Annotated in this window: 14 protein-coding genes and 1 pseudogene; 14 read left to right on the top strand and 1 reads right to left on the bottom strand. The window is 70.6% G+C overall.

All coding sequences use genetic code 11. The features are described from left to right. Positions 1 to 64: 64 nt before the first annotated feature. Positions 65 to 1228 carry a PQQ-dependent sugar dehydrogenase gene (locus ACFXMF_RS06110; RefSeq protein WP_379989825.1) on the bottom strand — a complete coding sequence of 388 codons (1164 nt, stop codon included), beginning with the start codon at positions 1226 to 1228 and terminating at the stop codon, positions 65 to 67. Positions 1229 to 1313: 85 nt separating this feature from the next. On the opposite strand from ACFXMF_RS06110, the gene ACFXMF_RS06105 reads away from it, so the two are divergent. The 14 genes and pseudogenes from ACFXMF_RS06105 (at position 1314) to serA (ending at position 21836) form a co-directional block, all read left to right on the top strand. Continuing rightward, positions 1314 to 2264 (top strand): 2-hydroxyacid dehydrogenase, encoded by a 951-nt coding sequence (locus ACFXMF_RS06105; protein WP_360323936.1) that lies wholly within the window; start codon positions 1314 to 1316, stop codon positions 2262 to 2264. A gap of 90 nt (positions 2265 to 2354) precedes the next feature. Then, positions 2355 to 3926, top strand: a complete 1572-nt coding sequence (locus ACFXMF_RS06100; RefSeq protein ID WP_379989824.1) for a DUF2079 domain-containing protein — start codon at positions 2355 to 2357, stop codon at positions 3924 to 3926. 618 nt (positions 3927 to 4544) lie between these two features. Continuing rightward, complete coding sequence (locus ACFXMF_RS06095) at positions 4545 to 7298, top strand: diguanylate cyclase domain-containing protein (RefSeq protein WP_360323940.1); 2754 nt, start codon at positions 4545 to 4547, stop codon at positions 7296 to 7298. 275 nt (positions 7299 to 7573) lie between these two features. Continuing rightward, positions 7574 to 9346: pseudogene (locus ACFXMF_RS06090) on the top strand (acetolactate synthase large subunit); the annotation flags it as partial. 42 nt (positions 9347 to 9388) lie between these two features. Next, positions 9389 to 9916: an acetolactate synthase small subunit gene (gene ilvN, locus ACFXMF_RS06085; RefSeq protein WP_360323942.1), complete on the top strand. Its 528-nt coding sequence runs from the start codon at positions 9389 to 9391 to the stop codon at positions 9914 to 9916. Between the two features lie 165 nt (positions 9917 to 10081). After that, positions 10082 to 11080, top strand: a complete 999-nt coding sequence (ilvC, locus tag ACFXMF_RS06080; protein WP_360323944.1) for a ketol-acid reductoisomerase — start codon at positions 10082 to 10084, stop codon at positions 11078 to 11080. A gap of 269 nt (positions 11081 to 11349) precedes the next feature. Beyond that, the gene (locus ACFXMF_RS06075) at positions 11350 to 11730 is read left to right on the top strand and encodes a hypothetical protein (RefSeq protein ID WP_360323946.1); all 381 of its coding nucleotides are present in this window, start codon (positions 11350 to 11352) and stop codon (positions 11728 to 11730) included. Positions 11731 to 11732: 2 nt separating this feature from the next. Further along, positions 11733 to 13889, top strand: a complete 2157-nt coding sequence (locus ACFXMF_RS06070) for a DUF6571 family protein (protein WP_360323948.1) — start codon at positions 11733 to 11735, stop codon at positions 13887 to 13889. A gap of 1636 nt (positions 13890 to 15525) precedes the next feature. Next, complete coding sequence (locus ACFXMF_RS06065) at positions 15526 to 16041, top strand: SigE family RNA polymerase sigma factor (protein ID WP_360310727.1); 516 nt, start codon at positions 15526 to 15528, stop codon at positions 16039 to 16041. A 183-nt stretch (positions 16042 to 16224) separates the two neighbouring features. Further along, positions 16225 to 17841, top strand: coding sequence for a PP2C family protein-serine/threonine phosphatase (locus ACFXMF_RS06060; protein WP_379992258.1), 1617 nt, complete (start codon positions 16225 to 16227; stop codon positions 17839 to 17841). A gap of 55 nt (positions 17842 to 17896) precedes the next feature. Beyond that, complete coding sequence (locus tag ACFXMF_RS06055; protein ID WP_020553308.1) at positions 17897 to 18727, top strand: hypothetical protein; 831 nt, start codon at positions 17897 to 17899, stop codon at positions 18725 to 18727. 31 nt (positions 18728 to 18758) lie between these two features. After that, positions 18759 to 19580: a hypothetical protein gene (locus tag ACFXMF_RS06050; protein ID WP_360310723.1), complete on the top strand. Its 822-nt coding sequence runs from the start codon at positions 18759 to 18761 to the stop codon at positions 19578 to 19580. 77 nt (positions 19581 to 19657) lie between these two features. Beyond that, positions 19658 to 20050 (top strand): hypothetical protein, encoded by a 393-nt coding sequence (locus ACFXMF_RS06045; protein WP_360310721.1) that lies wholly within the window; start codon positions 19658 to 19660, stop codon positions 20048 to 20050. Between the two features lie 196 nt (positions 20051 to 20246). Continuing rightward, a complete protein-coding gene (gene serA / locus ACFXMF_RS06040) occupies positions 20247 to 21836 on the top strand; it encodes a phosphoglycerate dehydrogenase (protein WP_360310719.1) in 1590 nt (529 codons plus the stop codon). The last annotated feature ends 765 nt before the right edge of the window (positions 21837 to 22601 follow it).

Here is a 22601-nt window from a genome sequence, read left to right as displayed (position 1 = left end):
CCTCGGACGTCGCCCGAACCGGCACAACCACGCCGCCCACCCGGGCCGGGCCGGAGCGGGTGCCTCAGCCCGAGACCAGGCGCAGGATCCGGTCGTCCCCCTTGCGCGGCGTTCCCCGACCGTCGGTCATGCTCGTGACCAGCCACAGTTCGCCCGCGCCGACGGCCACGACCGTGCGCAGCCGGCCGTACCTGCCCTGGAAGTACGCCTTGGGCTCGGTCACGGTGGAGCCCACGATCGGGGCCTCCCACAGGCGTTCGCCCTTGAGGCCGGCCAGGTACACCACGTCGCCCACGATCGCGATGCCGCTCGGCGAGGCGTCGTCGGTGGCCCACTGGGCGACCGGGTTGACGTACGCGGGGTTGTCGCTCGTGCCCTCGACCGCCGGCCAGCCGTAGTCGGCGCCGGAGCGGATCAGGTTCAACTCGTCCCAGGTGTCCTGGCCGAACTCGCTCGCCCACAGCCGGCCGGTCGAATCCCACGCGAGGCCCTGGACGTTGCGGTGGCCCAGGCTCCACACCGGGGAGTTCGGGAACGGGTTGCCGGGCGCCGGGCGGCCCTCGGGCGTGAGCCGCAGGATCTTGCCGCCGAGCGAGTTCCGGTCCTGGGCCAGCGGCTTCTGCCCGGCCTCGCCGGTGCCCGCGTACAACATGCCGTCCGGGCCGAACGCGATCCGGCCGCCGTTGTGGTTCGAACCGGCCGGGATCCCGGCGAGCAGCACCTCGGGCGGGCCCAGCGGTTGTTCCGGCAGATAGGTCATCCGGACGATCCGGTTGTCCTGCTCGGTGGTGAGATAGGCGTACAGGAAGTGGTCGCTCGCGAACGTCGGCGACACCGCGATCCCCAGCAGACCCCCCTCGCCGCGATGCACCGAACCCGGCACCGTGCCGACCACCACCGGCGTCACGGTGCCCGGACCGAGCCGGGTGATGGTGCCGGTGTCGCGCGAGGACACCAGCGCGTCCTTGTCCGGCAGCAGCGCCACACCCCACGGCGTGTTCAGGTCCCGGGCGATCTCACCGGCCACGATCGGCTCGGCGACCTTGGCCGCGGTCGGCCCCGCCGGCACGTACGGCGGCTGGGTGCCGGCCACCGGCGCGGTGGAAGGGCCGGGCGAGCCCTTCTTGTCCGACGAGTCGCCGGAGGAGCCGCACGCGGTGAGTCCGGCCGCCAGCGCGACGGCGAGCACCAGGGAGGGCCAACGAGGCTTCGGACGGCGTGTGCGCACCGGAAACACCACCTTCTCGGGATGCTCCGACCCTAAGGCCGAGCCCGTGGGGGTGGGGTGCGACACGGCATTTAGAGTTCCTGCCATGGTCACCGACGGCAGGATCTGGGTCCCGTATTCCCTGGAGCAACTCGCCCCGCTCCCGGGCCGACTCGCCCCGGGCGACGGCGCCCGATCGCTCATCGACGTCTACGACGGCCTCGACGGCCCGGTTCCGGACACCGCCGCCGACGTCGAGTTCTACGTCCTGCCCTACATGTTCGACCGCCGCACACTCGACCGGATCGCGGACATGCCCCGGCTGAAGGTGATCCAGACGCTGACCGCCGGCTACGAACACGTCCTGCCGTTCCTGCCGCCCGGCGTGCTGCTCTGCAACGGCCGCGGCATCCACGAGACGAGCACCGCCGAACTCGCGCTCGCCCTCACCCTCGCCGCGCTGCGCGACATCCCCACGTTCGTCCGCGGCCAGGACGCGGGGGAGTGGCGGGCGGGCTTCTATCCCGCGCTGGCCGACAAGCGGGTGCTGCTCGTGGGGTACGGAGCGATCGGCGAGGCGGTGGACCGCCGGCTCCAGGGCTTCGAGGTGGACGTGGTCCGGATCGCCCGCAGCGCCCGCCCGGGCCCGCACGGACCGGTCCGGGCGATGGCCGACCTGCCCGAGTTGCTCCCGCACGCGGATGTGGTGATCCTCACCGTCCCGCTCACCGAGGAGACCCGCGGCCTGGTCGACGCCGACTTCCTGGCCCGGCTGCCCGACGGCGCGCTCGTGGTCAACGTCGCGCGCGGCGCGGTCGTGGACACCGACGCGCTGCTCGCCGAACTGGGCACCGGTCGGCTCCGCGCGGCCCTGGACGTCACCGAACCCGAGCCGCTGCCGGCCGAGCATCCGCTGCGCTTCGCGCCCGGCGTATTGATCAGTCCGCACGTCGGCGGCAGCTCGTCCGCCTTCCTGCCGCGCGCCCTGCGGCTGATCCGGGCGCAGCTCGAACGCTGGTCCGAAGGGGTGGCCCCGGCAAACATCGTGCGGGATTGAGCAACCAAACGGCTCAGGTTGCGCTCTGCTTCAGGACAGGGCCGACACCGGTACGGTGTGCCCGCGCATGCCCGACCCGGACGGAGACACATGGAAGACAGGGGGACGGCGCCCGGCGCTGTTCACGAGCGGTTCGAGGCATCGGGCACCGCCGACGCGAATCCGGCGCCGGGCGCCTCGACGGTCGTCGAACCGGCGGTGATCGCCCCCCGAACGGGTGAACACGACGTCGGTCTGCGCACCGTGGTCCAACGGGCCCGGCAGCGGATCGGCCCCGGCGCGCTGCCGTACCTGCTCGCCGTGTGCTTCTTCCTGATCTACGCCGCACACTCGCTGCTGCGCCACCGGCGGATGGAAACGCACGCCTACGACCTGGGCCTGTTCGAACAGGTGGTCAAGGCGTACTCGAACTTCGAGGCGCCGGTATCGGACATCCGGGCGCCCGACTTCAACGTGCTCGGCGAGCACTTCCACCCGATCCTGGCGCTGCTCGGCCCGATCTACCGGATCTTCCCCGGCCCGAGCACCCTGTTGATCGCCCAGGCGTTCCTGGTCGCCGCCTCGGTGGTACCGATCACCCGGATCGCCGCCCGCGCGTTCGGCACGCTCGGCGCCGCCGGGCTCGGTATCGCCTACGGGCTGTCCTGGGGCATCCAGTCGGCCGTCTCGTTCGACTTCCACGAGATCGCGTTCGCGGTACCGCTGCTGGCCTTCGGCCTCGACCGTTTCCTGCTCGGCCGACACGTCCAGGCACTGGCCTGGTGGTTGCCGCTGATCCTGGTCAAGGAGGACCTGGGGCTCACCCTGGCCGCCGCGGCCGTGCCGCTGGTGCTGCTGCGCCGCTGGAAACTGGCCGCCGCGCACGTGCTGATCGGGGTCTCCGCGTTCGCGCTGGCGATCTTCGTGCTGCTGCCGGCGATCAACCCGAACGACACCTATGCGTTCTGGGGCAATCTCGACTCGACGCAACGCTCCGGCAACGCGGATCCCAACACGTCGCTGGGCCAGGTGCCGATCACCGAGCTGATCATCGAACTGCCCAAGTCGATGGTGTTGCCCAGCGCGAAATGGATGACGCTGTTCACCCTGCTGCTGCCCACCGGGTTCATCGCGCTGCGCTCGCCGATCCTGGCGATGATCGTGCCCACCATGTTGTGGCGGTTCACCTCCAGCAACGAGTTCTACTGGGGCACCTACTTCCACTACAGCGCGGTGCTGATGCCGATCGTGTTCGCGGCCTTCGTGGACGGCGTGGTCAAACTGCGCGCGTCGCGGGCGGACTGGTTGCGCCGGTACGCCGCCAAGGCCGCCATCGTCCCGCTCGCGGTGTCGCTGGCGCTCATGCGCGACTTCCCGCTGATGGACCTGCTGCACAAGCGCACCTGGATGGTCCAGGACCGGGTGCACTCGGCGCACAAGGTGCTCGATCAGGTCCCGGGGGACGCGACGGTGTCGGCCACGATGAGTTTCTCGCCGCAACTGGTCTCGCGGGTGCGCCGGGTGACCGACTTCCCGACCATCCTGCCCGGCCCCGGCTACGCGGCGATCGAGGTGTGGGGCGACAACAAGGACTGGGCCCGCTACTGGATCGATCATCTGATCGGGCAGGGCTTCACCGAGGTCGCCCGCGAACCGGGCGCGGTCCTGCTCAAGCGCGACTGAACCGGAGCGCCCGGGGGCGCATCCGGTCCGGGGCCGGCCGACGAGCGCCGGTCGCAGCCACTCCCGCGCGACCCACCCGCTCCCCCTCGCGCCGCTCCCACGCTCGGCCGTCCGAGTTCTCCGGACCCCGATCCGACCCCATCGCGCTCCCCGCGAGCGATCGAATCGCCGCCGCGGTGCTGCCGCGCGGCCCGGTCGGACGAGGCTCCCGCGAGCCCCCGTCAGGGCTCCGGGAAGCCGTCCGGCCGGTCCCCGGACCGCCCGACGACCGCTGAAACTCCCAGGTTTGCCCTGATCAGGGCCCCTTTTTCCGCCGGATGTCGGGAGTTTGTCACAAATGCGCGGGAAGGGACTCCCATGCCGACCATCATTAGTTACTCTGTGTTGAGTAAGACAAGCTCACAGTGACGGGTTGGTGTATCGTCCGAGTCGTGGGGCGTTGAGAGACGCGCACGGTCGGGTGTCGCACCCCCGTCGCGCCGGCGCCGACCGCCCCGCTTCACGGCTGGGGTGTGAGGGCCGGTGCAGTGCCTGAAGCGCCGTGCGGGCGACTTCGGGCAGAGGGGAGTGCGGAATGCCGGGGGACCACTGCCGGAGTGGCCGAGCCACGACGACCCGGTGCGGCTGCTGATCTTGGCCGACACCCCTACCCAGCGGCAGCTCAAGTACCTGATCGCGCCGCTGTGTCTCGTGTATGCGATCGGTGCGCTCCAGGGCTGGGGCAATCCGACGCTGTCGCTTGCGATGGGCGACTTCGGCCTGGCCGCCGCCGCGGCCGTGGCGGCGATCTCCTGCGCGCTCAAGGCCGTGCACGAATTCGGACGGGCCCGGTTGTCCTGGGCACTGTTCGCCTTCTCGGCCACGATGGTCTCGCTCGGCAACGGGATCTGGGGCTGGTACGAGGTCGTCCTGGACGCCCCGGTGCCCACGCCCGGCCCGACCGACGTGATCTTCCTGCTGTTCGCGCCGCCCACCATCGTCGGCCTGATCCTGGTGGCCCAGCGCCCGCGCGGCATCGCGGCCTGGACCTGCATGGCACTGGACGGCTGGTTGATCGCCGGCTCGCTGTTCACGCTCGGCTGGAGTCTCGCGCTGGCCCGCAGTACCAACGGGGACCGCTCGGACATCCTCAAGATCGTGCTCACCCTCGCCTACCCGGTGCTCGACATCCTGATGATCAGCATGGTCCTCGGCTTGCGATTTCGGGCCGGTTCGGGAGATCGCGCGGCACTGAATCTGGCGCTGGTCGGCCTCGCGGTCACCGTGATGAGCGACGCGTTGTGGACCACCCCCGGGTTGAACAGCGGATATCGCTCCGGCGGTCTGCTGGACGCGGGCTGGTTCGCGGGCAGTCTGCTGCTGGCCATCGCGCCGTGGACCGGCGAGCGGGTCGAGGCACACGAGCGGCCCAGGCATCGCACCATCTCGATGTTGTCCGCGCTCACCCCGTACATCGCCGCCGCGGTGTGCACGGCGGGCGTGCTCGGCGGCGCGGTGGCCGGGCACGCCCCGGACAAGGTGGTGCTCGGGGTCGGCGCGACCGTCCTGGTCACGCTGGTGTTGCGGCAGGGCATCACGCTCGTCGACAACGTCTTCATGGCCCAGGAACTGTCGGCCAAGGAGAGCCACTTCCGGTCCCTGGTGCAGGGCTCCAGCGATGTGATCATGATCGCCGCCGGCGACGGTGTGCTCCAGTACGTCAGCCACGCGGTGCGCCGGGTCTACGGCTTCGAGCCGGAGGAGTTGGTCGGCACCCGGCTGGAACTGCTCATCCATCCCGAGGAGAGCGCGCGCGTACAACGCGAACTACGCGCGTTCTTGGACGGCGTGGTGCCGATGGGCGAGGCGGACACCGCGATGGTGCGGGTGGAGTGTCGGATCCGCTCGGCCGCCGGCACCTGGCTGCACACCGAATCGGCGGTCAACCGCTACGGCGACGGGCTGATCTTCAACAGTCGCGACGTCACCGATCGAATCAAGCTGCAGACCCAGCTCGAACACGACGCGTTCCACGACCGGCTCACCGACCTGCCCAATCGGGCCCTGTTCGAGGACCGGATCCAGCACGCGCTGGCCCAGCGGCGCGGGATCACCCCGACGATCGCGGTGTTGTTCCTGGATCTGGACGGGTTCAAGGCGGTCAACGACAACTACGGGCACACCGCGGGCGACGAACTGCTCGTGCAGGCCGCCCGCCGGCTCGAACACGCGGTCCGGATCGGCGACACGGTGGCCCGCTTCGGCGGCGACGAGTTCGCCGCGCTCCTGGTCGGCGATCCCTCCCCGCGTGCGATCCGGGAGATCGCCGAGCGGTTGTTGTCCACGCTGTCCGCGCCGTACCGGATCGCCGACGGCGAGGTGCGTGTCGCGGCCAGCATCGGCATCGCCTTCTCCGCGCCCGGGATCGCCCCGGCCGACCTGATGCGGCACGCGGACGCCGCGATGTATCGGGCCAAGGACGGCGGCAAGGGCCGGGTCGAGGTCTACACCCCGGACATGGACGCGGACGTGGAGCGCCGCGCCGCTCGGGCCGCCGGCCGCCGCCGGATGGACCGGGACGGCCGGCTGGCCATCTCCTACCAGCCGGTGGTGGACCTGGACACCGGTCGGGTGCGCGACGTGGAGGCCGCGCTGTGCCGGGTCGAGGACGGCGTCGTGCCGGGGCGGGCGGACCACGTGCGGCTGACCGCGGGCGCCGAGGGCCGACTCTCGCCGGTGGGCCGCAGGCTGCTCGAGGAGAGCACGCTGGCCGCCGCGACCTGGCGGCTGGCCGGCCACGACATCGGCGTCACGGTCGGCCTGGCCGCGCGCCAACTCACCGGGCCGGGCTTCCTGGACGTGCTGGAGGAGACCCTGCTCGGCGCCGACCTGCCCGCCGGGGCGCTCACCCTGGAGATCACCGACAACGTGCTGCCGGACGGGGACGAACTCCTGCTCGGCCGGATCGCGGTGCTGCGCCGGCTCGGGGTGCGGTTGTCGCTGGACGACTTCGGCACCGGGCACTCCTCGCTCACCTACCTGCGCCGACTGCCGGTGGACGCGCTCAAGATCGACCGTTCGTTCGTGGCCGAGGTCGGCACGTGTCCGCATCTGACCGTGCTCACCTCGACCATCGTGCGGCTCGGCCTGGACTCCGGACTGACCCTGGTGGCGGCCGGCATCGACAGCCACGCGCAGGTCGACATACTCCGCGAGATGGGGTGCCAGCGCGGACAGGGAACCTGGTTCCATCCGGCGGTCTCCGGGGACGCGATCTTCGAGGTGCTCGGCCAGGCGCCGCCGGGCAACAGCGCGGTGCGCGGCCCGCGGCCCGAGCCGCTGCCGGAGGTCCGCCCGGCCCTGCCGGTCCAGGTGCCCAGACCGCAGATGTGACGCGTTCGTCCCGGGTCGCGGGTTGGCCGAAATCCGTGACGCGCCGTCAGTCCTGGACAAATAATCCCGAATACTGAGACGCCCGAAGGGTCGGCTTGACACGTACAGGTGCCCGGGGAGAGAGTCGCGGGCATGCAGACCCGCATCCTCGTACTTGAGAAGCGCGTGAACTGACCACCGAGTCGGTTCGCGCGCCCCCCTCGCTTGCCTAACGGCACGGGGGGTTTTTTGTTGTAGTCCGACGGGTCCGGGCCTCGCGCCCCACTCGATATGCCGACTTCAGATCGAGAAGAGACGAAAGCATGACCGATCAGGTGACAGGAGCCCAAGCGCTGATCCGCTCCCTGGAAGCCGCAGGGGTGGACACGGTCTTCGGCATTCCCGGGGGCGCGATTCTTCCCGCCTACGATCCGATGATGGACTCGACGAAGGTGCGTCACATCCTGGTCCGGCACGAGCAGGGGGCCGGGCACGCCGCGGAGGGCTATGCGCAGGCCACCGGCAAGGTCGGGGTGTGCATGGCCACTTCGGGCCCGGGGGCGACCAACCTGGTGACGCCGATCGCCGACGCGCACATGGACTCGGTGCCGATCGTGGCGATCACCGGTCAGGTGGCCAGCGCCGCGATCGGTACGGACGCCTTCCAGGAGGCGGACATCTGCGGCATCACGATGCCGATCACCAAGCACAACTTCCTGGTGACCGACCCGGCCGAGATCGCCCCGACGATCGCCGCGGCGTTCCACATCGCGGGCACCGGCCGCCCCGGCCCGGTCCTGGTCGACATCTCCAAGGACGCGCTCCAGGCGACCACCGAGTTCATCTGGAACGGCACCCCCGAACTGCCCGGCTACCGTCCGGTCACCCGGCCGCACGCGAAGCAGATCCGCGAGGCCGCCCGGCTGCTCAGCGAGGCCAAGCGTCCGGTGCTGTACGTCGGCGGCGGGGTGCTCAAGGCACACGCGTCGGCCGAGCTGAAGATCCTCGCCGAGCTGACCGGCGCCCCGGTGGTCACCACGCTGATGGCGCTCGGCGCGTTCCCGGACAGCCACCCGCAACACCTGGGCATGCCGGGCATGCACGGCACGGTGGCCGCGGTCACCGCGCTGCAGAAGTCGGACCTGATCTTCGCGCTCGGGGCCCGCTTCGACGACCGGGTGACCGGCCGGCTGGACACGTTCGCGCCGCACGCCAAGATCGTGCACGCGGACATCGACCCCGCCGAGATCTCCAAGAACCGCACCGCGGACGTGCCGATCGTCGGCGACGCCCGCGAGGTGATCGCCGACCTGGTGGTCGCGGTCCAGGCCGAGCACGAGGCCGGCCGGTTCGGCGACTACCAGGAGTGGTGGACCGCGCTCAACCGCTGGCGCGACACCTACCCGCTGGGCTACGACGTGCCGGCGGACGGCTCGTTGTCGCCGCAACTGGTGATCGAGCGGCTCGGCGCGATCTCGGGTCCGGACACGATCTTCGCCTCCGGCGTCGGTCAGCACCAGATGTGGGCCTCGCAGTTCATCCGCTACGAGAAGCCGTACACCTGGCTCAACTCCGGCGGCGCCGGGACGATGGGCTACTCGGTGCCGGCCGCGATGGGCGCCAAGGCCGGCATGCCGGACACCACGGTGTGGGCGATCGACGGCGACGGCTGTTTCCAGATGACCAATCAGGAACTGGTCACCTGCGCGGTCAACGACATCCCGATCAAGGTCGCCATCATCAACAACGGCACCCTGGGCATGGTCCGCCAGTGGCAGACGCTCTTCTACAACGAGCGCTACTCCAACACCGACCTGCAGAGCCGCCGGCTGCCGGACTTCGTCAAGCTCGCCGAGGCGATGGGCTGCGTCGGACTGCGCTGCGAGAGCCCGGACCAGCTCGACGAGATCATCCACAAGGCGATGTCGATCAACGACGCGCCCGTGGTGATCGACTTCGTCGTGCACCAGGACGCGATGGTTTGGCCGATGGTCGCGGCGGGTTCCTCCAACGACGAGGTGATGGCCGCGCGCGACGTGCGTCCCGACTTCGGCGACACGGACGACTGACAGGCCGACAGGGCATCAGGAAGGCATAGGAGTCCAGCGATCATGTCCAAGCACACCCTTTCGGTCCTCGTCGAGAACAAGCCCGGTGTCCTCGCCCGGATCACCGCGCTGTTCTCGCGTCGGGGCTTCAACATCGATTCGCTCGCGGTGGGCACCACCGAGCATCCGGACATCTCCCGGATCACCATCGTGGTCACCGTGGTCGAGGAACTGCCGTTGGAGCAGGTCACCAAGCAGCTCAACAAGCTGGTCAACGTGCTCAAGATCGTCGAGCTCGACCCGCCCGCGTCGGTGCAGCGCCAACTGCTGCTGGTCAAGGTGCGCGCCGATCACGAGACCCGTTCCCAGGTGGTGGAGATCGTCCAGCTCTTCCGCGCCAAGACGGTCGACGTCTCGCCCGAGGCGGTCACCGTCGAGGCCACCGGCGGCCCCGACAAGCTCGCCGCGATGTTGCGCATGTTGGAGCCGTTCGGCATCAAGGAACTCGTCCAGTCCGGCGTCGTGGCGATCGGCCGCGGCGGTCGCTCGATCACCGACCGTTCGCTGCGGTCGGTCGAACGCTCGGCCTGACGGATATGTTCGGACCCTGATCCAGGCGGACATGTCCGGACTTTGGCTCTGACGGACCGTCACGGTCCACATTTCAAACCGCGGCACGCGTCTCGCTCGTGATTTGCAAAGATGACGAGCGGGGCGTGGCCCCGGAAGCACCCTGTCTTGAAGGAGAACCCCGAAGTGGCCGAGCTGTTCTACGACGACGACGCCGACCTGTCCATCATCCAGAACCGCAAGGTCGCGGTGCTCGGCTACGGCAGCCAGGGCCACGCCCACGCGCTGTCGCTGCGGGACTCCGGCGTCGACGTGCGGGTCGGTCTGCTGGAGGGCTCGAAGAGCCGGGCCAAGGCCGAGGAGGCCGGCCTGCGCGTGGTCACCCCCGCCGAGGCCGCGGCCGAGGCCAGCGTCATCATGATCCTCACTCCCGACCCGGTCCAGGCGAAGGTCTACGCCGAGGCCGTGGAGCCCAACCTGCAGGACGGCGACGCGCTGTTCTTCGGGCACGGCTTCAACATCCGGTTCGGCTTCATCAAGCCGCCGGCCAACGTCGACGTGTGCATGGTCGCGCCCAAGGGCCCGGGTCACCTGGTCCGCCGGCAGTACGAAGAGGGTCGCGGCGTGCCGTGCATCGTCGCGGTCGAGCAGGACGCGTCGGGCCAGGGCCTGGCGCTCGCCCTCTCCTACGCGAAGGGCATCGGCGGCACCCGCGCCGGCGTCATCAAGACCACCTTCACCGAGGAGACCGAGACCGACCTGTTCGGTGAGCAGGCGGTGCTCTGTGGCGGCGCCTCGGCGCTGGTCAAGGCGGGCTTCGAGACCCTGGTCGAGGCCGGCTACCAGCCGGAGATCGCCTACTTCGAGTGCATGCACGAGCTCAAGCTCATCGTCGACCTCATGTACGAGGGCGGCCTGGAGAAGATGCGCTGGTCCATCTCGGAGACCGCCGAGTGGGGCGACTACATCACCGGTCCCCGGATCATCACGGCCGACACCAAGGCCGAGATGAAGAAGGTGCTCGCCGAGATCCAGGACGGCTCGTTCGCGACCGCGTGGATGGCGGAGTACGAGGCGGGTCTGCCGAAGTACAAGGAGTACGTGAAGGCGGACGCCGAGCACAAGCTGGAGACCACCGGCAAGGAGCTCCGCAAGATGATGAGCTGGGTGACGAACGAGGGCTGATCCTCGACGAGTTGCCTGCTTGCCTGGTTGCCGCTTGCCTGCTTGCTTGCTTTCGCGCAGGTTTTCTCGGTGTGCTGCGGGGCAAGGCGGTTCTCGTAGTCCTGTGAGTGCCCCGGACCGGTTCGGTCCGGGGCACTTTCCGGTTCGGTTTCGGTTCGGTTCGGTTCGGTTCGGGGCAGGCACTTTCCGGATGGGGACGGCTCCGTTAACGGGGGATTCACCATGCGTCGGTGTCGAGCGCCATCCGGGGGTCGCTTGACTCGGTGATCATGAGTGACACCTCGCGGATCGACGCGATTCTCAACCCCGGCATGCCTCGGAGCGCGATACCGCCCGGTGGCGGGGCCGGCGGGCCGATGGACCACACCAAGGTCGAGGCGCAGCAACTGCGAAACTCGGCCAAGACGTTGCTGCTCATGGGCGGCGAGATCAATACCGAACTGCCGGTACCGGACGCACTCGACACCAAGGCCGCCTTCGGCGGTTGGCAGTTGGTCGGCCCGCTGAACGAGGGTCGGTGGAAGGACCAGACCGCTCGGCTGCGGCGCGATCTGTCCGAGATCTCGGACGGTCTGTACACGATGGCGGACAACTACGACCGCAACGAGCACGCGGTGACCACCTCCTTCGCCGGCGGGAAGGTGATCTGAGCATGGTCGGCTTCGCCCAACTGCGCGATCTCAAGACCGAGGCTCTGCGCGAATCCGCCCAGGAGTTCTACGACTTCGCGTCCTGGCTGGATCGCAAACAACAATTGGTCCGGGTCGATTCGCGGTCGTTGACGGTGACCGGCGAGTGGGACGGCCCGGCCGCGCAGGCCACGCTGGCCCGATACCGGGGCCTAGACGAGGTGTTCGAGGGTGGCAAGACCGAATACCGGGCGATCTGCGCGATCCTGCGCGACGCCGCCGACGACATCGGCGCGGCGAAGAAGAAGCTCACCGACGCGATCGCCGACGCGCAGGCACACGAGTTGGTGGTGCACGACGACGGGTCGCTGAGCTGGGGCCCGCTCAAGCCGCAGGGACACCAGCCGGATCCCCAGGACATCGAGGCGCACGGCACCCGGATGAAGGGACTGTCCGAGGACTTCCAACGCAAGTTCAAGACCGCCCTGGACGACGCGACCGACGCGGACGCCCGCGCCGCGTCCGCGCTGCGCGGCGACATCGGCGCGAGCGCGACCTCGTTCAACGCGAAGGCGATCGGCGGTGGCGAACTCCCGGACTCGGTCCGGGCGGCGGCGCTGGCCAAGCGGATCGACACGCTGAGCCCGGCCGAGTTGGAGGAATTGCGCAACCTGCTGCACGGGAACGAGAAGTCGTCGATCTTCGCCACCAACCTGATGAACACGCTCGGCCCGAACGGCCTGCTCGAACTCCAGGCCGGCGTGGTCAACCGGGGCCAGAAGTGGACCGGCCACGACGCCGACGGCGCCACCATGGACGACCTGCGCGCGATCCAGGACGCGCTGGGCACCAACCTGGCCACCGCGACGCAGCCCAAGGGCGAGCCGCATGTCACGCAGAGCTGGGTGGAGGGCCTGAAGGAGGCCGGCCGCAGCCGCACGTTCGTGCTCAACGACATGCCCAAGCACTACCTGTACGGCTACCAGTTGCTCGGCAACATGCTGCATCAGGGCGACTACGACAAGCAGTTCCTCGGCGACATCGGCAAGGACATGGTCGCCTTCGACCGGTCCGAGCCGGGCCTGCACGAGGCGGTCCCGGTGATCCGCGAGCGTTTCCCGCTGATGGACGACGCGCAGGGGCACGAGGGGCGCGGGTACGACTCGTTGGAGGGGCTGATGGACGCGCTCGGGCGCAACCCGGGCGCCGCCGAGACGGTGCTCGATCCCGCCGGCGGGAACCTGCACTACCTGCTCAAGGAGCGCGACTGGGGCGCGGACACCGGCGTGGGCTCGCCGGCCGACTCGTTCGGGAAGGCGTTCGAGGCGGCTACCACCGGGCATCCGGCGGGCGCGGGCGCGGGGGGCGCGCACACCGACGGCGGTGCCCGGATCATGGCCGAGGCGGTGCACATCATCGGCCAGGAGGGTGCGGGCGGCCACTTCGCCGACTACCGGGACAGTTTCGGCAACGCGATGGCCTCGTACATGCCGGACATCCACAACGAGTTGCGCAACGACCGCGCGGGTGGGTCGGCGGGCCCGGACCCGTTGTTCCCGAACTCGGGCGAGGCCCGGGCGACGTTCCTCGGCGGCACCCCGGACCACGACCTGCTGCGCACGATGGCCGTTGTCGCGGAGGACCCCAAGGCGTTCAAGGCGATGTCGGATGCCGAGCACTCGTACATCGCGGTGGGCCTGGAACGCATCTCCAAGGGCGACCCGCCGGCCGGCCTGACCGCGGACCAGCACCTGGCCCAGTCGGCGCAGGTGGTCGGCGCGTTGGACGCGGTGCGGACGGAGGCGATCCGCAACCAACAGGTGCTCAGCGACAAGGAGTACAACGACCAGGTCGCGTGGAACGGGAAGGTCGCCAACGCCGTGGTCGGCGGCGCGATCAAGATGAGCCCACTGCCGACGATGGTGTCCGAGCCGCTGTCCCGGATCGTGGCGCTGACCACCGACTACAGCGCGCAACAGGCTGCGGTGGACACGTCGGCGACGGCGGACCGGGCGATCGCGGATCAGCACGCGTGGGGGCGGGGGTACATGCAGACGATCGCTGCGGACTGGGCCGGGGTGCATGGACGGGAGGGGGAGATCCCGGGCTTCGATCTGACGGTGGGGAACAACTTCACGACGGGGGAGCGGAGGGCGCAGGAGGCTTTGGGGCGGGAGTGAGGTGGGGGTGGGTGGGGGCGTCAGCCGAGGGTGGGACGCGGGGCCGGAGCTTGGGCGGAGTGAGGTGGATGGCTTCGGTCGTGAGTTGAACTTGGTGGCCGGGTCGGGGGTGTGAGCGGGGCGAGGGGGTGAGCGCGAGAGGTGGGCTCGACCCCATGACCGGGCTGGGTCGTGGGCGGAGCGAGGGGGTGGGCCCGAGAGGTGGGCTCAACCCCACGCCTGGGCCGGGGTCGTGAGCGGAGCGAGGGGGAAGGCCCCGGTCGCGAGGTGAACACCACAACCGGACCGGGGTCGTGAGTGGAGCGAGCCGGAAGGCCCGAGCCGCGAGCCGAACCCGGCAACCGCGCGGGGCCGTGAGTGGAGTGGGGGAAGGCCCGAGACGCGAGCCCAGCCTCATACATGAGCCTGGGTCGTGAGTGGAGCGGGCGGGAAGGCTCGAGACGCGGGCCGAACCCGGCAACCGGGCGGGGCCGTGAGTGGAGTGGGGGAAGGCCCGAGACGCGAGCCCAGCCTCATACATGAGCCTGGGTCGTGAGCGGAGCGGGCGGGAAGGCCCGAGCCGCGGGCCGAACCCGGCAACCGCGCGGGGCCGTGAGTGGAGCGGGGGAAGGCCCGAGACGCGAGCCCAGCCTCATACATGAGCCTGGGTCGTGAGCGGAGCGGGCGGGAAGGCCCGAGCCGCGAGCCGAACCCCACAACCGGGCCGGGGTCGTGAGCGGAGCGAGCGGGTGGGCGGCTTTCGGCGATGCAGCGCTGCTTCTATTGGGCGCCTTCGGCGCCGGCTCGCGAGGCACCACTTTTTTGCTCCGTCGCGGGCTCCTCCACAAAAAAGTGGCCCCTCGCTCGTGACTTCGTGTCCCTGCGCTTCGCTCCGGGCCACGAAGTCAACGTTTTGCGGCTCCGCCGCTCTCCGCGCTGCGCGCGTCGATCACGAGGTCTCGACCGGGTCGTGGGCGCTGACGCGCCGGGCCGCAGCCGTACTCGGGGGCCCGGGGAAGGCCCCATGCGTTGCCGCAGCCGGTTGATCGTGGTGGACCAGGGCCACGATGGTGGCTTGGGGGCCTGACCGGGTCGCTCCGGTGCTCGTAGAACCGCAGCGTTCGAGCGGGGGGTAACGGGTGGAGCGGGTGGGTGCGCAACCCGAGCCACCCGCAGGGGAACCGCAGGCGGAGGGTTGGTTCGCGGGCGGCCGTGGGTGGCCGCGTCGTCGGTGGGGCGTCCTCGTGGGTGGGGGCGCAACCTTGGGGGCGTGGTGGGCGTGTGTGCCGTACCAGGCGTGGGTGTGGGTACGGGGGGCGTGATGGACGGGGAGGCGTTGGGGGTTGCGTTCGGTGTGTTGGAGCGGGATGTCGGGCGGGTTCTGGGTGCGCGGGTGGGGGGTGGTGGGGCGTCGATCCGGGCGATGAGTGCGCGACGGCGGCGGCGACGGGTCTTGGTGGGGGGTGGGTTGGTGGTTTTGGTGCTGTTGGTCGTGGGCGATCGGGTGGCCGCTTCGCGGAACCGATCACCCGGTCGTGTGCGTGGGTGGGGGAGAGACGCCGGAGGCGGCCGAACCGACATCGGGTGGGCGTCTCGGGCCGGATAAGGTACCGGGTCACGGCAGGACGAATACGCCGCGACGGGACGCGGGGGAACGATGGGACGGGACACGGGCGGTCGAGCCGACTTCGACGTGTTCTACGCCGAGAGCTACGGCGCCCTCGTGGCACACCTGTACGCGCTGACCGGTGATCTCGGCGAGGCCCAGGAAGCCGCGCAGGAGACCTATATCCGGGCCTGGAAGGACTGGGACCGGATCAGCGACTACGAGAACCCCGTCGCGTGGATCCGACTGGTCGGCCAACGCATCGCGGTCAGCCGCTGGCGGCGCACTCGTACCGCGCTCAAGAGCTGGATCCGGCACGGCCCGGACGGCGACCTGCCCGCGCCCGGCCCCGAATCGGTCGCCCTGGTGACCGCGTTGCGGCAGATCCCCGAGGCCCAGCGGCGCGCGGTGGTGATGCATCACATGGGCGGCCTGTCGGTCGCCGAGATCGCCGCGCACGAGGGTGCGCCCGAGGGCACCATCAAGGCCCGGCTGTCCCGGGGCCGCAGCGCGCTGGCCGGTCTGCTCGCGGACGGTTCGGAGGCGGTTCGCACCGGACGCCGCTAGGGGCTCGGGCCGCAGCGCGGTCGGTTCGGGTCGGCCCCGGCCGCCTCGTACCGAGAAACCCGAAGGAATTGGCCTTCCGGTTCACATGCCAGGGCCGCATCCGAGGCAGCATGCTTGAACGAGGCAGTGCTATCGCCGCACCGGACTTGCCGTTCCGGTCCGACATCGTGGAGCGTGAGACACATGAAGGGCAGAGGGGACTCGGGTCGGGAGACGACCGTGCCGGCTCGCGGTGGCTTCCCGGAACGAACGCTGCGGCAGGACGAATTGCGCGCCGAACGGCCACCGGCGGCGGACGACGACATCTTCGGCGATCTGTATCTCGACTTCGAGGACGCGCCGGTGCGCGAGCCGGTGGAGCGGGTCGAACCGGTGCAGCCGCGGCCCACGTACGAGCCGACCTCCGGGTCGACCACCTTCGACGACGAGTTCGAGGGAGAGGACGGGGAGTCGGCGCCGGACGGGGACTACGCGTCCGATCCGGGGCGTGAGTCGGGCGCCGCGCCGGAGTTCGAGGCGGAGGCCGACCCCGAGCCGAAGGCGGCCGCCGCGTCGCGGTCGTTGTGGGACGAGGCGCCTCGGCCCGCCGAGACCTTTGCCACCGGGACGGAGGGGGACGACCGTGCGGCCGACCCGGTTCCGCACACGGTGACGCCGCGGGCGGTCCGCCCGGACGCGCGGATTCCGGCGCCGCCGCCGTCGGTTCCCGCGCCGCCCACGGTCGTCGGTGGCTCCGCCGACACGACGTACGCGGCCGGGCACCCGGTGCCGCCGCCCCCCGCGGTGCCGCCGATGCCCACGTCGCCGCCGCCGGTGCCCGAGCCGCAGACCGAACTGCTGCCGGCCGCCGTGCCGATGCCCGAGCCGGTGTCCGAGCCGGTCGAGGATGCGGACGAGTTGGACGTGCCGACCACGTCGCGCAGTGACAGCCTGCGGCGGGCCGAAGCGGCCGGGGAGGACCCGCAGGCCCGCAGTGGACCGCCACTGGGTGTCCAGGCGTCGGCGTGGTCGACCTCCTCGCATCCCGGCCGCCGACGCGCCGCCCGGCGGGAACGGCGCGGGCTGGGGCCGGAGCTGACCGCCCGGGACAACGACGACCGGTATGCCGCGACGGGTGAAGTGTTCATCGTCGCCGACGGCCTCGGCGGCCACCCCGCCGGTTGGTACGCGGCCGATGTGGCGGTGCGCACGCTGGTGGCCGAACTGGCCGCCGCCGACCTGTCCGCGGGCTGGAGCGACCGGCTCAGCGCCGCGATCGCGGTGGCCGACCTCGCGGTGCGCCGGCACGGCGTCGCCCAGTACGAGGGCATGCGCACCACCGTGGTGGCGGCCGTACTGCAGCACGGCAGGCTGCACCTGGCCGGATGCGGCGACAGCGTGTGCTGGTTGGTGCGCGGCGGGCAGGCGTTCCGGCTGACCGAGCAGGGCAACGCCGCCGAGTTCGGCCGACCGTGGCTGCTCACCTCCACCCCCCTGGGCGGCTCGCAGGTGCCCGAACCCGAACTGCAACGCATCGAGTTGCACGAGGGCGACCGTGTGGTCCTCGCCACGGACGGCGTCGGCCACCTGCCCGACGAGACGGTCGCCGACCTGGTGCACGGCGACCCCTTCCACGCGGCAACGACCTTGACCCGGACGGCCGTCGAGAGTGGTGACGACGACGCGACGGCGGTCGTGGTCGAATGCGATGCACTGCCCGTACCCGAAGGACATCGCTCCGGCGCGGACCCTCGGGAACAACCGGAGGATGCGTCGGGTACCCCCGGGGCCCTACGGTCGGACGGCGGAACGGCCTGGTGACGGTTCACCGGGAGAAGATGGGCGATGCCCCAGGGCGGGGCACGAGACCGGACGGATGGCGATGCTCGAACTGATCCTCACCGTGGCGACGTCGGACGACGCCGACCAGCAGGAGTCGGACCTGGCCCGGCCGCGCACGGTGAAGGTGCAAAGCGAGCCCGGCAAGAAGATCGCGATCGGCCGGGACCCGTCGCGATGTGGCCTGGTCACGCCGAAGGACTGGCGTTTCGTATCGCGTGTGCACCTGGAGTTCGTCTACTCCCTGGAGCGCGGCTGGAGTGTGGAGTGGCTCCAGGGCTCGCACCCGCGTCCGGTCGCGCTGGTCCAGATCGATCGCGAGGGCGTGTCCGAACCGGTGCCCTACGGCGCCACGCTGCCGCTGGGTTCGCTGCGCCCGGGCCGAGTCGTGGTCACCGACCTGGCCCGACGTCGGCGGGTCCTGGTGGAGTGGCGGGTGTCGTTGCCCCAACGCCCGGGCGAGGAGCCCACCGAACCGGACGTGGGTGTGCCCGAGACCCAGGACGTCGCGCCGTTCGTCCTGCAGAACCGCCTCTCCGAGACGGAGATGGAGGTGCTGGCCGCGCTGTCCTGCGACTGGGTGCACGGTCGCCCGGTCAAGCGCGCCAAGTCCACCAAGGAACTGTGCGAGCTGTTGCACCTGTCGGCGGCCACGGTCGAGCGGTACAAGACCAAGCTGCGCCGCGAGTTCTACAGCTCGGGTCTGTGCCCCGAACTGAACGCCCTGCTCGGTCCGAACTACCTCGATACCGTGCGGCACGTGCACGGGGGCTGGGACCTGATAGCGCAGACCGCGGTCACGCACGGCATAACGGGGCGCGGCCCCTGCCCGTGTGGTGCGGATGCGCCGCACGCGGGTACCAGGTGAGCGGTAGGACCGGGGAGGGGGCGGGGGGATCATGCTCGAACTGAACATGTCGTTCGTCGCGATCGAGGACGGCCGCGAGGCGGAGCGGGATCCGCTGCCGAGCCCCAAGAGCGTGCGCACGCCCGGGGTGGCCGGCACGCGGTTGTTCGTGGGTCGCGATCCCAGTGCGTGCCGCCCGCTGTTGACGCCGCACGACTGGCTGTTCGTCTCGCGCAGGCATTTGGTCTTCGAGTACAGCGAGGACCGGGGCTGGACGGTGGAGTGGCCGCGCGGCCAACGGGACACCCCGGTGGCGATCGTGCGGATCAAGCGTGGCGAGACCTCGCAGGACATGCCGTACGGCGCGATCCTGCCGCTGCCCGCGCGCACCAGCGGCAACATCCTGGTCAGCGATCTGGCCCGGCGGCGCAGCGTGCTGCTCGGGTGGCGGGCGATGCAGCCGATCCGGCCCAGCGCGTCCGCCTCGCCGGACGGGAACGCACCGCCGACCGTGGACGTCGGACCGGAGGAACTGCGCAACAAGCTGCGCGGGGTGCGCCTGGAGGTGCTCGCGGCGATGTCCTGCGACTGGATCCACGGCCGCGCCACCAAGCGGCCCAGGACCACCGACGAATTGTGCGACATGCTCTACATGGCCAAGGCCACCGTCGAGCGGTGCAAGACCGAACTGCGTCGCGACTTCTACAGCTCGCTGCTTTGCCCGGAATTGAATCATCTGCTGGGGCCGGACTACCTGGACACGACCCCGCATGTCCACGGAGGCTGGGACCTGATCGCCCAGACCGCGGTCACCTGCGGCATTGTGGGACGCGAACCGTGCCCGTGTGCCCGCCGCGGTGGATCGATCGACTGAGACGACGCGAACCGCGTGGGCCGCAGGTCGGGGCGCGCGGCATTGACTGACGACCAGGAGCGTGGGGGAGGAGACCGGTGCTCGATCTCAACATGGCGTCGACTTCGGGGGCGGACGACGCGGCGACGGTTGCCATGCTGATGGCAAGCGCGCCGAGTCGACCGGGGGCGACGTTGGCCGTCGGTCGCGACGCGACCCGCTGCCATCTCGTGACGCCGGCCGATTGGTTGTTCGTTTCCCGGGTGCACCTGGAATTCCAGTGCGGCGCCGACGCGGTGTGGTGGGTGACCTGGCGACGCGGTTCGCAGGACGCGCCGGTGGCCGAGGTGCAGGTGGACGACGGGGAAGCGCGCACGTTGCCCTACGGGGGTACCGCGCCGTTGCCCAGTCCCGGCTCGGGTGAGGTGGTCATCCTCGACCTGAACGGGCAGCGGCGGGTCACCATCGGGTGGTTCCTGGCCGCCGACTGATCGGGGCATGGGTTCCGGGTGTTCGACCGGGTGGATCTGACGATGGGTCAGGTATTGACCTGCGGGTTGGGAGTCCACACATCGGACATCTGTGAAGTCCTTCACAAGGGCGGCGGTAGGATCGGCCACGCGTCAGGCCACCCCGTCGTGCGTCTTCCACGCGGCCACCCGTCATCGCAGCACGCGAAGGAAAACCGTGAGCAAGCCCGTCGTTCTCATCGCCGAAGAGCTGTCCCCGGCCACCGTCGATGCCCTCGGACCCGATTTCGAGATCCGTCACTGCGATGGTGCGAACCGCGGTGAGTTGCTGTCCGCGATCGCCGACGTCGACGCCATCCTGATCCGCAGCGCGACCAAGGTGGACGCCGAGGCGATCGCCGCGGCCGGCCGCCTCAAGGTGGTCGCGCGCGCCGGCGTGGGGCTGGACAACGTCGACGTCCCCGCCGCCACCAAGGCCGGCGTGATGGTCGTCAACGCGCCGACCTCGAACATCGTCACCGCCGCCGAACTCGCCTGCGGCCTGCTCATCTCGGTCGCGCGCAACATCCCGCAGGGCAGCGCCGCGCTCAAGAACGGCGAGTGGAAGCGCAGCAAGTACACCGGCGTCGAGCTCTCCGAGAAGACCCTCGGCGTGGTCGGCCTGGGCCGGATCGGCGTCCTGGTCGCGCAGCGCATGTCCGCGTTCGGGATGAACATCGTGGCCTACGACCCCTACGTGCAGCCCGCCCGCGCCGCGCAGATGGGCGTGCGGCTGCTCACCCTGGACGAGGTGCTGGAGCAGTCCGACTTCATCACCGTGCACCTGCCGAAGACCCCGGAGACGCTGGGTCTGATCGGCGACGAGGCGCTGCGCAAGGTCAAGCCGACGGTGCGCATCGTCAACGCCGCGCGCGGCGGGATCGTCGACGAGGTCGCGCTCGCGTCCGCGCTCAAGGAGGGCCGGGTCGCCGGCGCCGGCCTGGACGTGTTCTCGAAGGAGCCGTGCACGGACAGCCCGCTGTTCGAGTTCGACAACGTGGTGGCCACGCCGCACCTGGGCGCGAGCACCGACGAGGCGCAGGAGAAGGCCGGCGTCGCGGTGGCCAAGTCGGTGCGGCTCGCGCTGGCCGGCGAACTGGTGCCGGACGCGGTCAACGTGCAGGGCGGCGTGATCGCCGAGGACGTGCGTCCGGGCCTGCCGCTGGCCGAGAAGCTGGGTCGGATCTTCACCGCCCTCGCGGGCGGCGTCGCGGTTCGACTGGACGTCGAGGTGCGTGGCGAGATCACCCAGCACGACGTCAAGGTGCTCGAGCTCGCGGCGCTCAAGGGCGTGTTCGCGGACGTCGTGGAGGAGTCGGTCTCCTACGTGAACGCTCCGCTGCTGGCCCAGGAGCGCGGCGTGGAGATCCGGCTGACCACGAGCTCGGAAAGCCCGGACCACCGCAACCTGGTCACCGTGCGCGGCACGCTCGCCGACGGCGGCGAGATCTCGGTCTCCGGCACGCTCGCCGGGCCCAAGAACATCGAGAAGATCGTCGAGGTGGACGGCTTCGACGTGGACCTGGTGCTCACCGCGCACATGGTCTTCCTGCGGTACGCGGATAAGCCGGGCGTGGTCGGCGTGATCGGCCGCCACCTCGGCGAGGCGGGCGTCAACATCGCCGGCATGCAGGTGGCCCGCGCCGCCAAGGGCGGCGAGGCGCTGGTCGGCCTCACGGTCGACACGACGGTGGAGCCGCAGATTTTGAACGCCATCGCGGAGGAGATCGGCGCGGCGTTCGTGCGCTCGGTGAACTTGGAGGACTGAGGGCTGGGTCGCGGGTGCGGCCGGCGGGGCGGGCCGGCCGGGGTCGTGGGACCCGGTTGGCCGGGATGTGAGCGGGGCCGGCCGGGTCGGGCCGGGTTGTGGGCCGGCGGACCCGGCCGGCCAGGGGGAACTGCCGGCTGTTCGGCGGGCCGGCGGCGAATCGCGGGCGGGGCGTGACGGGGTTGGGGGCGGGCAACCCCGGACCAGGTTGTGGGGCCGGTGTGCGTAGTCGGCCGAGGTGTGAGCGGGGCGGGTTGGTGGACCCCGGACCCCGGACCCCGGTCGTGGGCGGGGCTCGACGTCTGGGCCGGGGTTGTGAGCGCAGCGGGCCGAGGAGCTCGGGATGCGGGCCGAACACCACATCCGGTCCGGGGTCGTGAGCGGAGCGGGCCGGAAGGTGCTGGTTGTGGGCTGAAGCCTGTACCTGGGCCGGGGTCGTGAGCGCGGGGGGCCGGAAGGCGCCGGTCGTGGGCTGAACCCCGCACCTGGGCCGGGGTTGTGAGCATAAGGGGCCGAGGAGTCCGGGACGTGAGCCGGACTTCAAGCCTGAGCCTGGGTCGTGAGCGGAGCGGGCGGGAAGCCCGAGACGCAAGCCGAACCCCGCAACCGGGCCTGGGTCGTGAGCGGAGCGGGCGGGTGGGCGTCGGTCGGCGATGCAGCGCTGCTTCTATTGGGCGCCTTCGGCGCCGGCTCGCGAGGCACCACTTTTTTGTTCCGTCGCAGGCTCCTCCACAAAAAAGTGGCCCCTCGCTCGTGACTTCGTGT

The organism is Embleya sp. NPDC059213, from assembly GCF_042754445.1.
GTDB lineage: Bacteria > Actinomycetota > Actinomycetes > Streptomycetales > Streptomycetaceae > Embleya.
This window is presented reverse-complemented; position numbering and strand designations above follow the sequence as displayed.

Coding starts and splice junctions, on each gene's coding strand:
- ACFXMF_RS06105 (WP_360323936.1), top strand. CDS start 1,314: ATGGTCACCGACGGCAGGATCTGGGTCCCGTATTCCCTGGAGCAACTC.
- ACFXMF_RS06065 (WP_360310727.1), top strand. CDS start 15,526: ATGGGACGGGACACGGGCGGTCGAGCCGACTTCGACGTGTTCTACGCC.
- ACFXMF_RS06100 (WP_379989824.1), top strand. CDS start 2,355: ATGGAAGACAGGGGGACGGCGCCCGGCGCTGTTCACGAGCGGTTCGAG.
- ACFXMF_RS06075 (WP_360323946.1), top strand. CDS start 11,350: ATGAGTGACACCTCGCGGATCGACGCGATTCTCAACCCCGGCATGCCT.
- ACFXMF_RS06060 (WP_379992258.1), top strand. CDS start 16,225: ATGAAGGGCAGAGGGGACTCGGGTCGGGAGACGACCGTGCCGGCTCGC.
- ACFXMF_RS06070 (WP_360323948.1), top strand. CDS start 11,733: ATGGTCGGCTTCGCCCAACTGCGCGATCTCAAGACCGAGGCTCTGCGC.
- ACFXMF_RS06055 (WP_020553308.1), top strand. CDS start 17,897: ATGGCGATGCTCGAACTGATCCTCACCGTGGCGACGTCGGACGACGCC.
- ACFXMF_RS06050 (WP_360310723.1), top strand. CDS start 18,759: ATGCTCGAACTGAACATGTCGTTCGTCGCGATCGAGGACGGCCGCGAG.
- ilvN (WP_360323942.1), top strand. CDS start 9,389: ATGTCCAAGCACACCCTTTCGGTCCTCGTCGAGAACAAGCCCGGTGTC.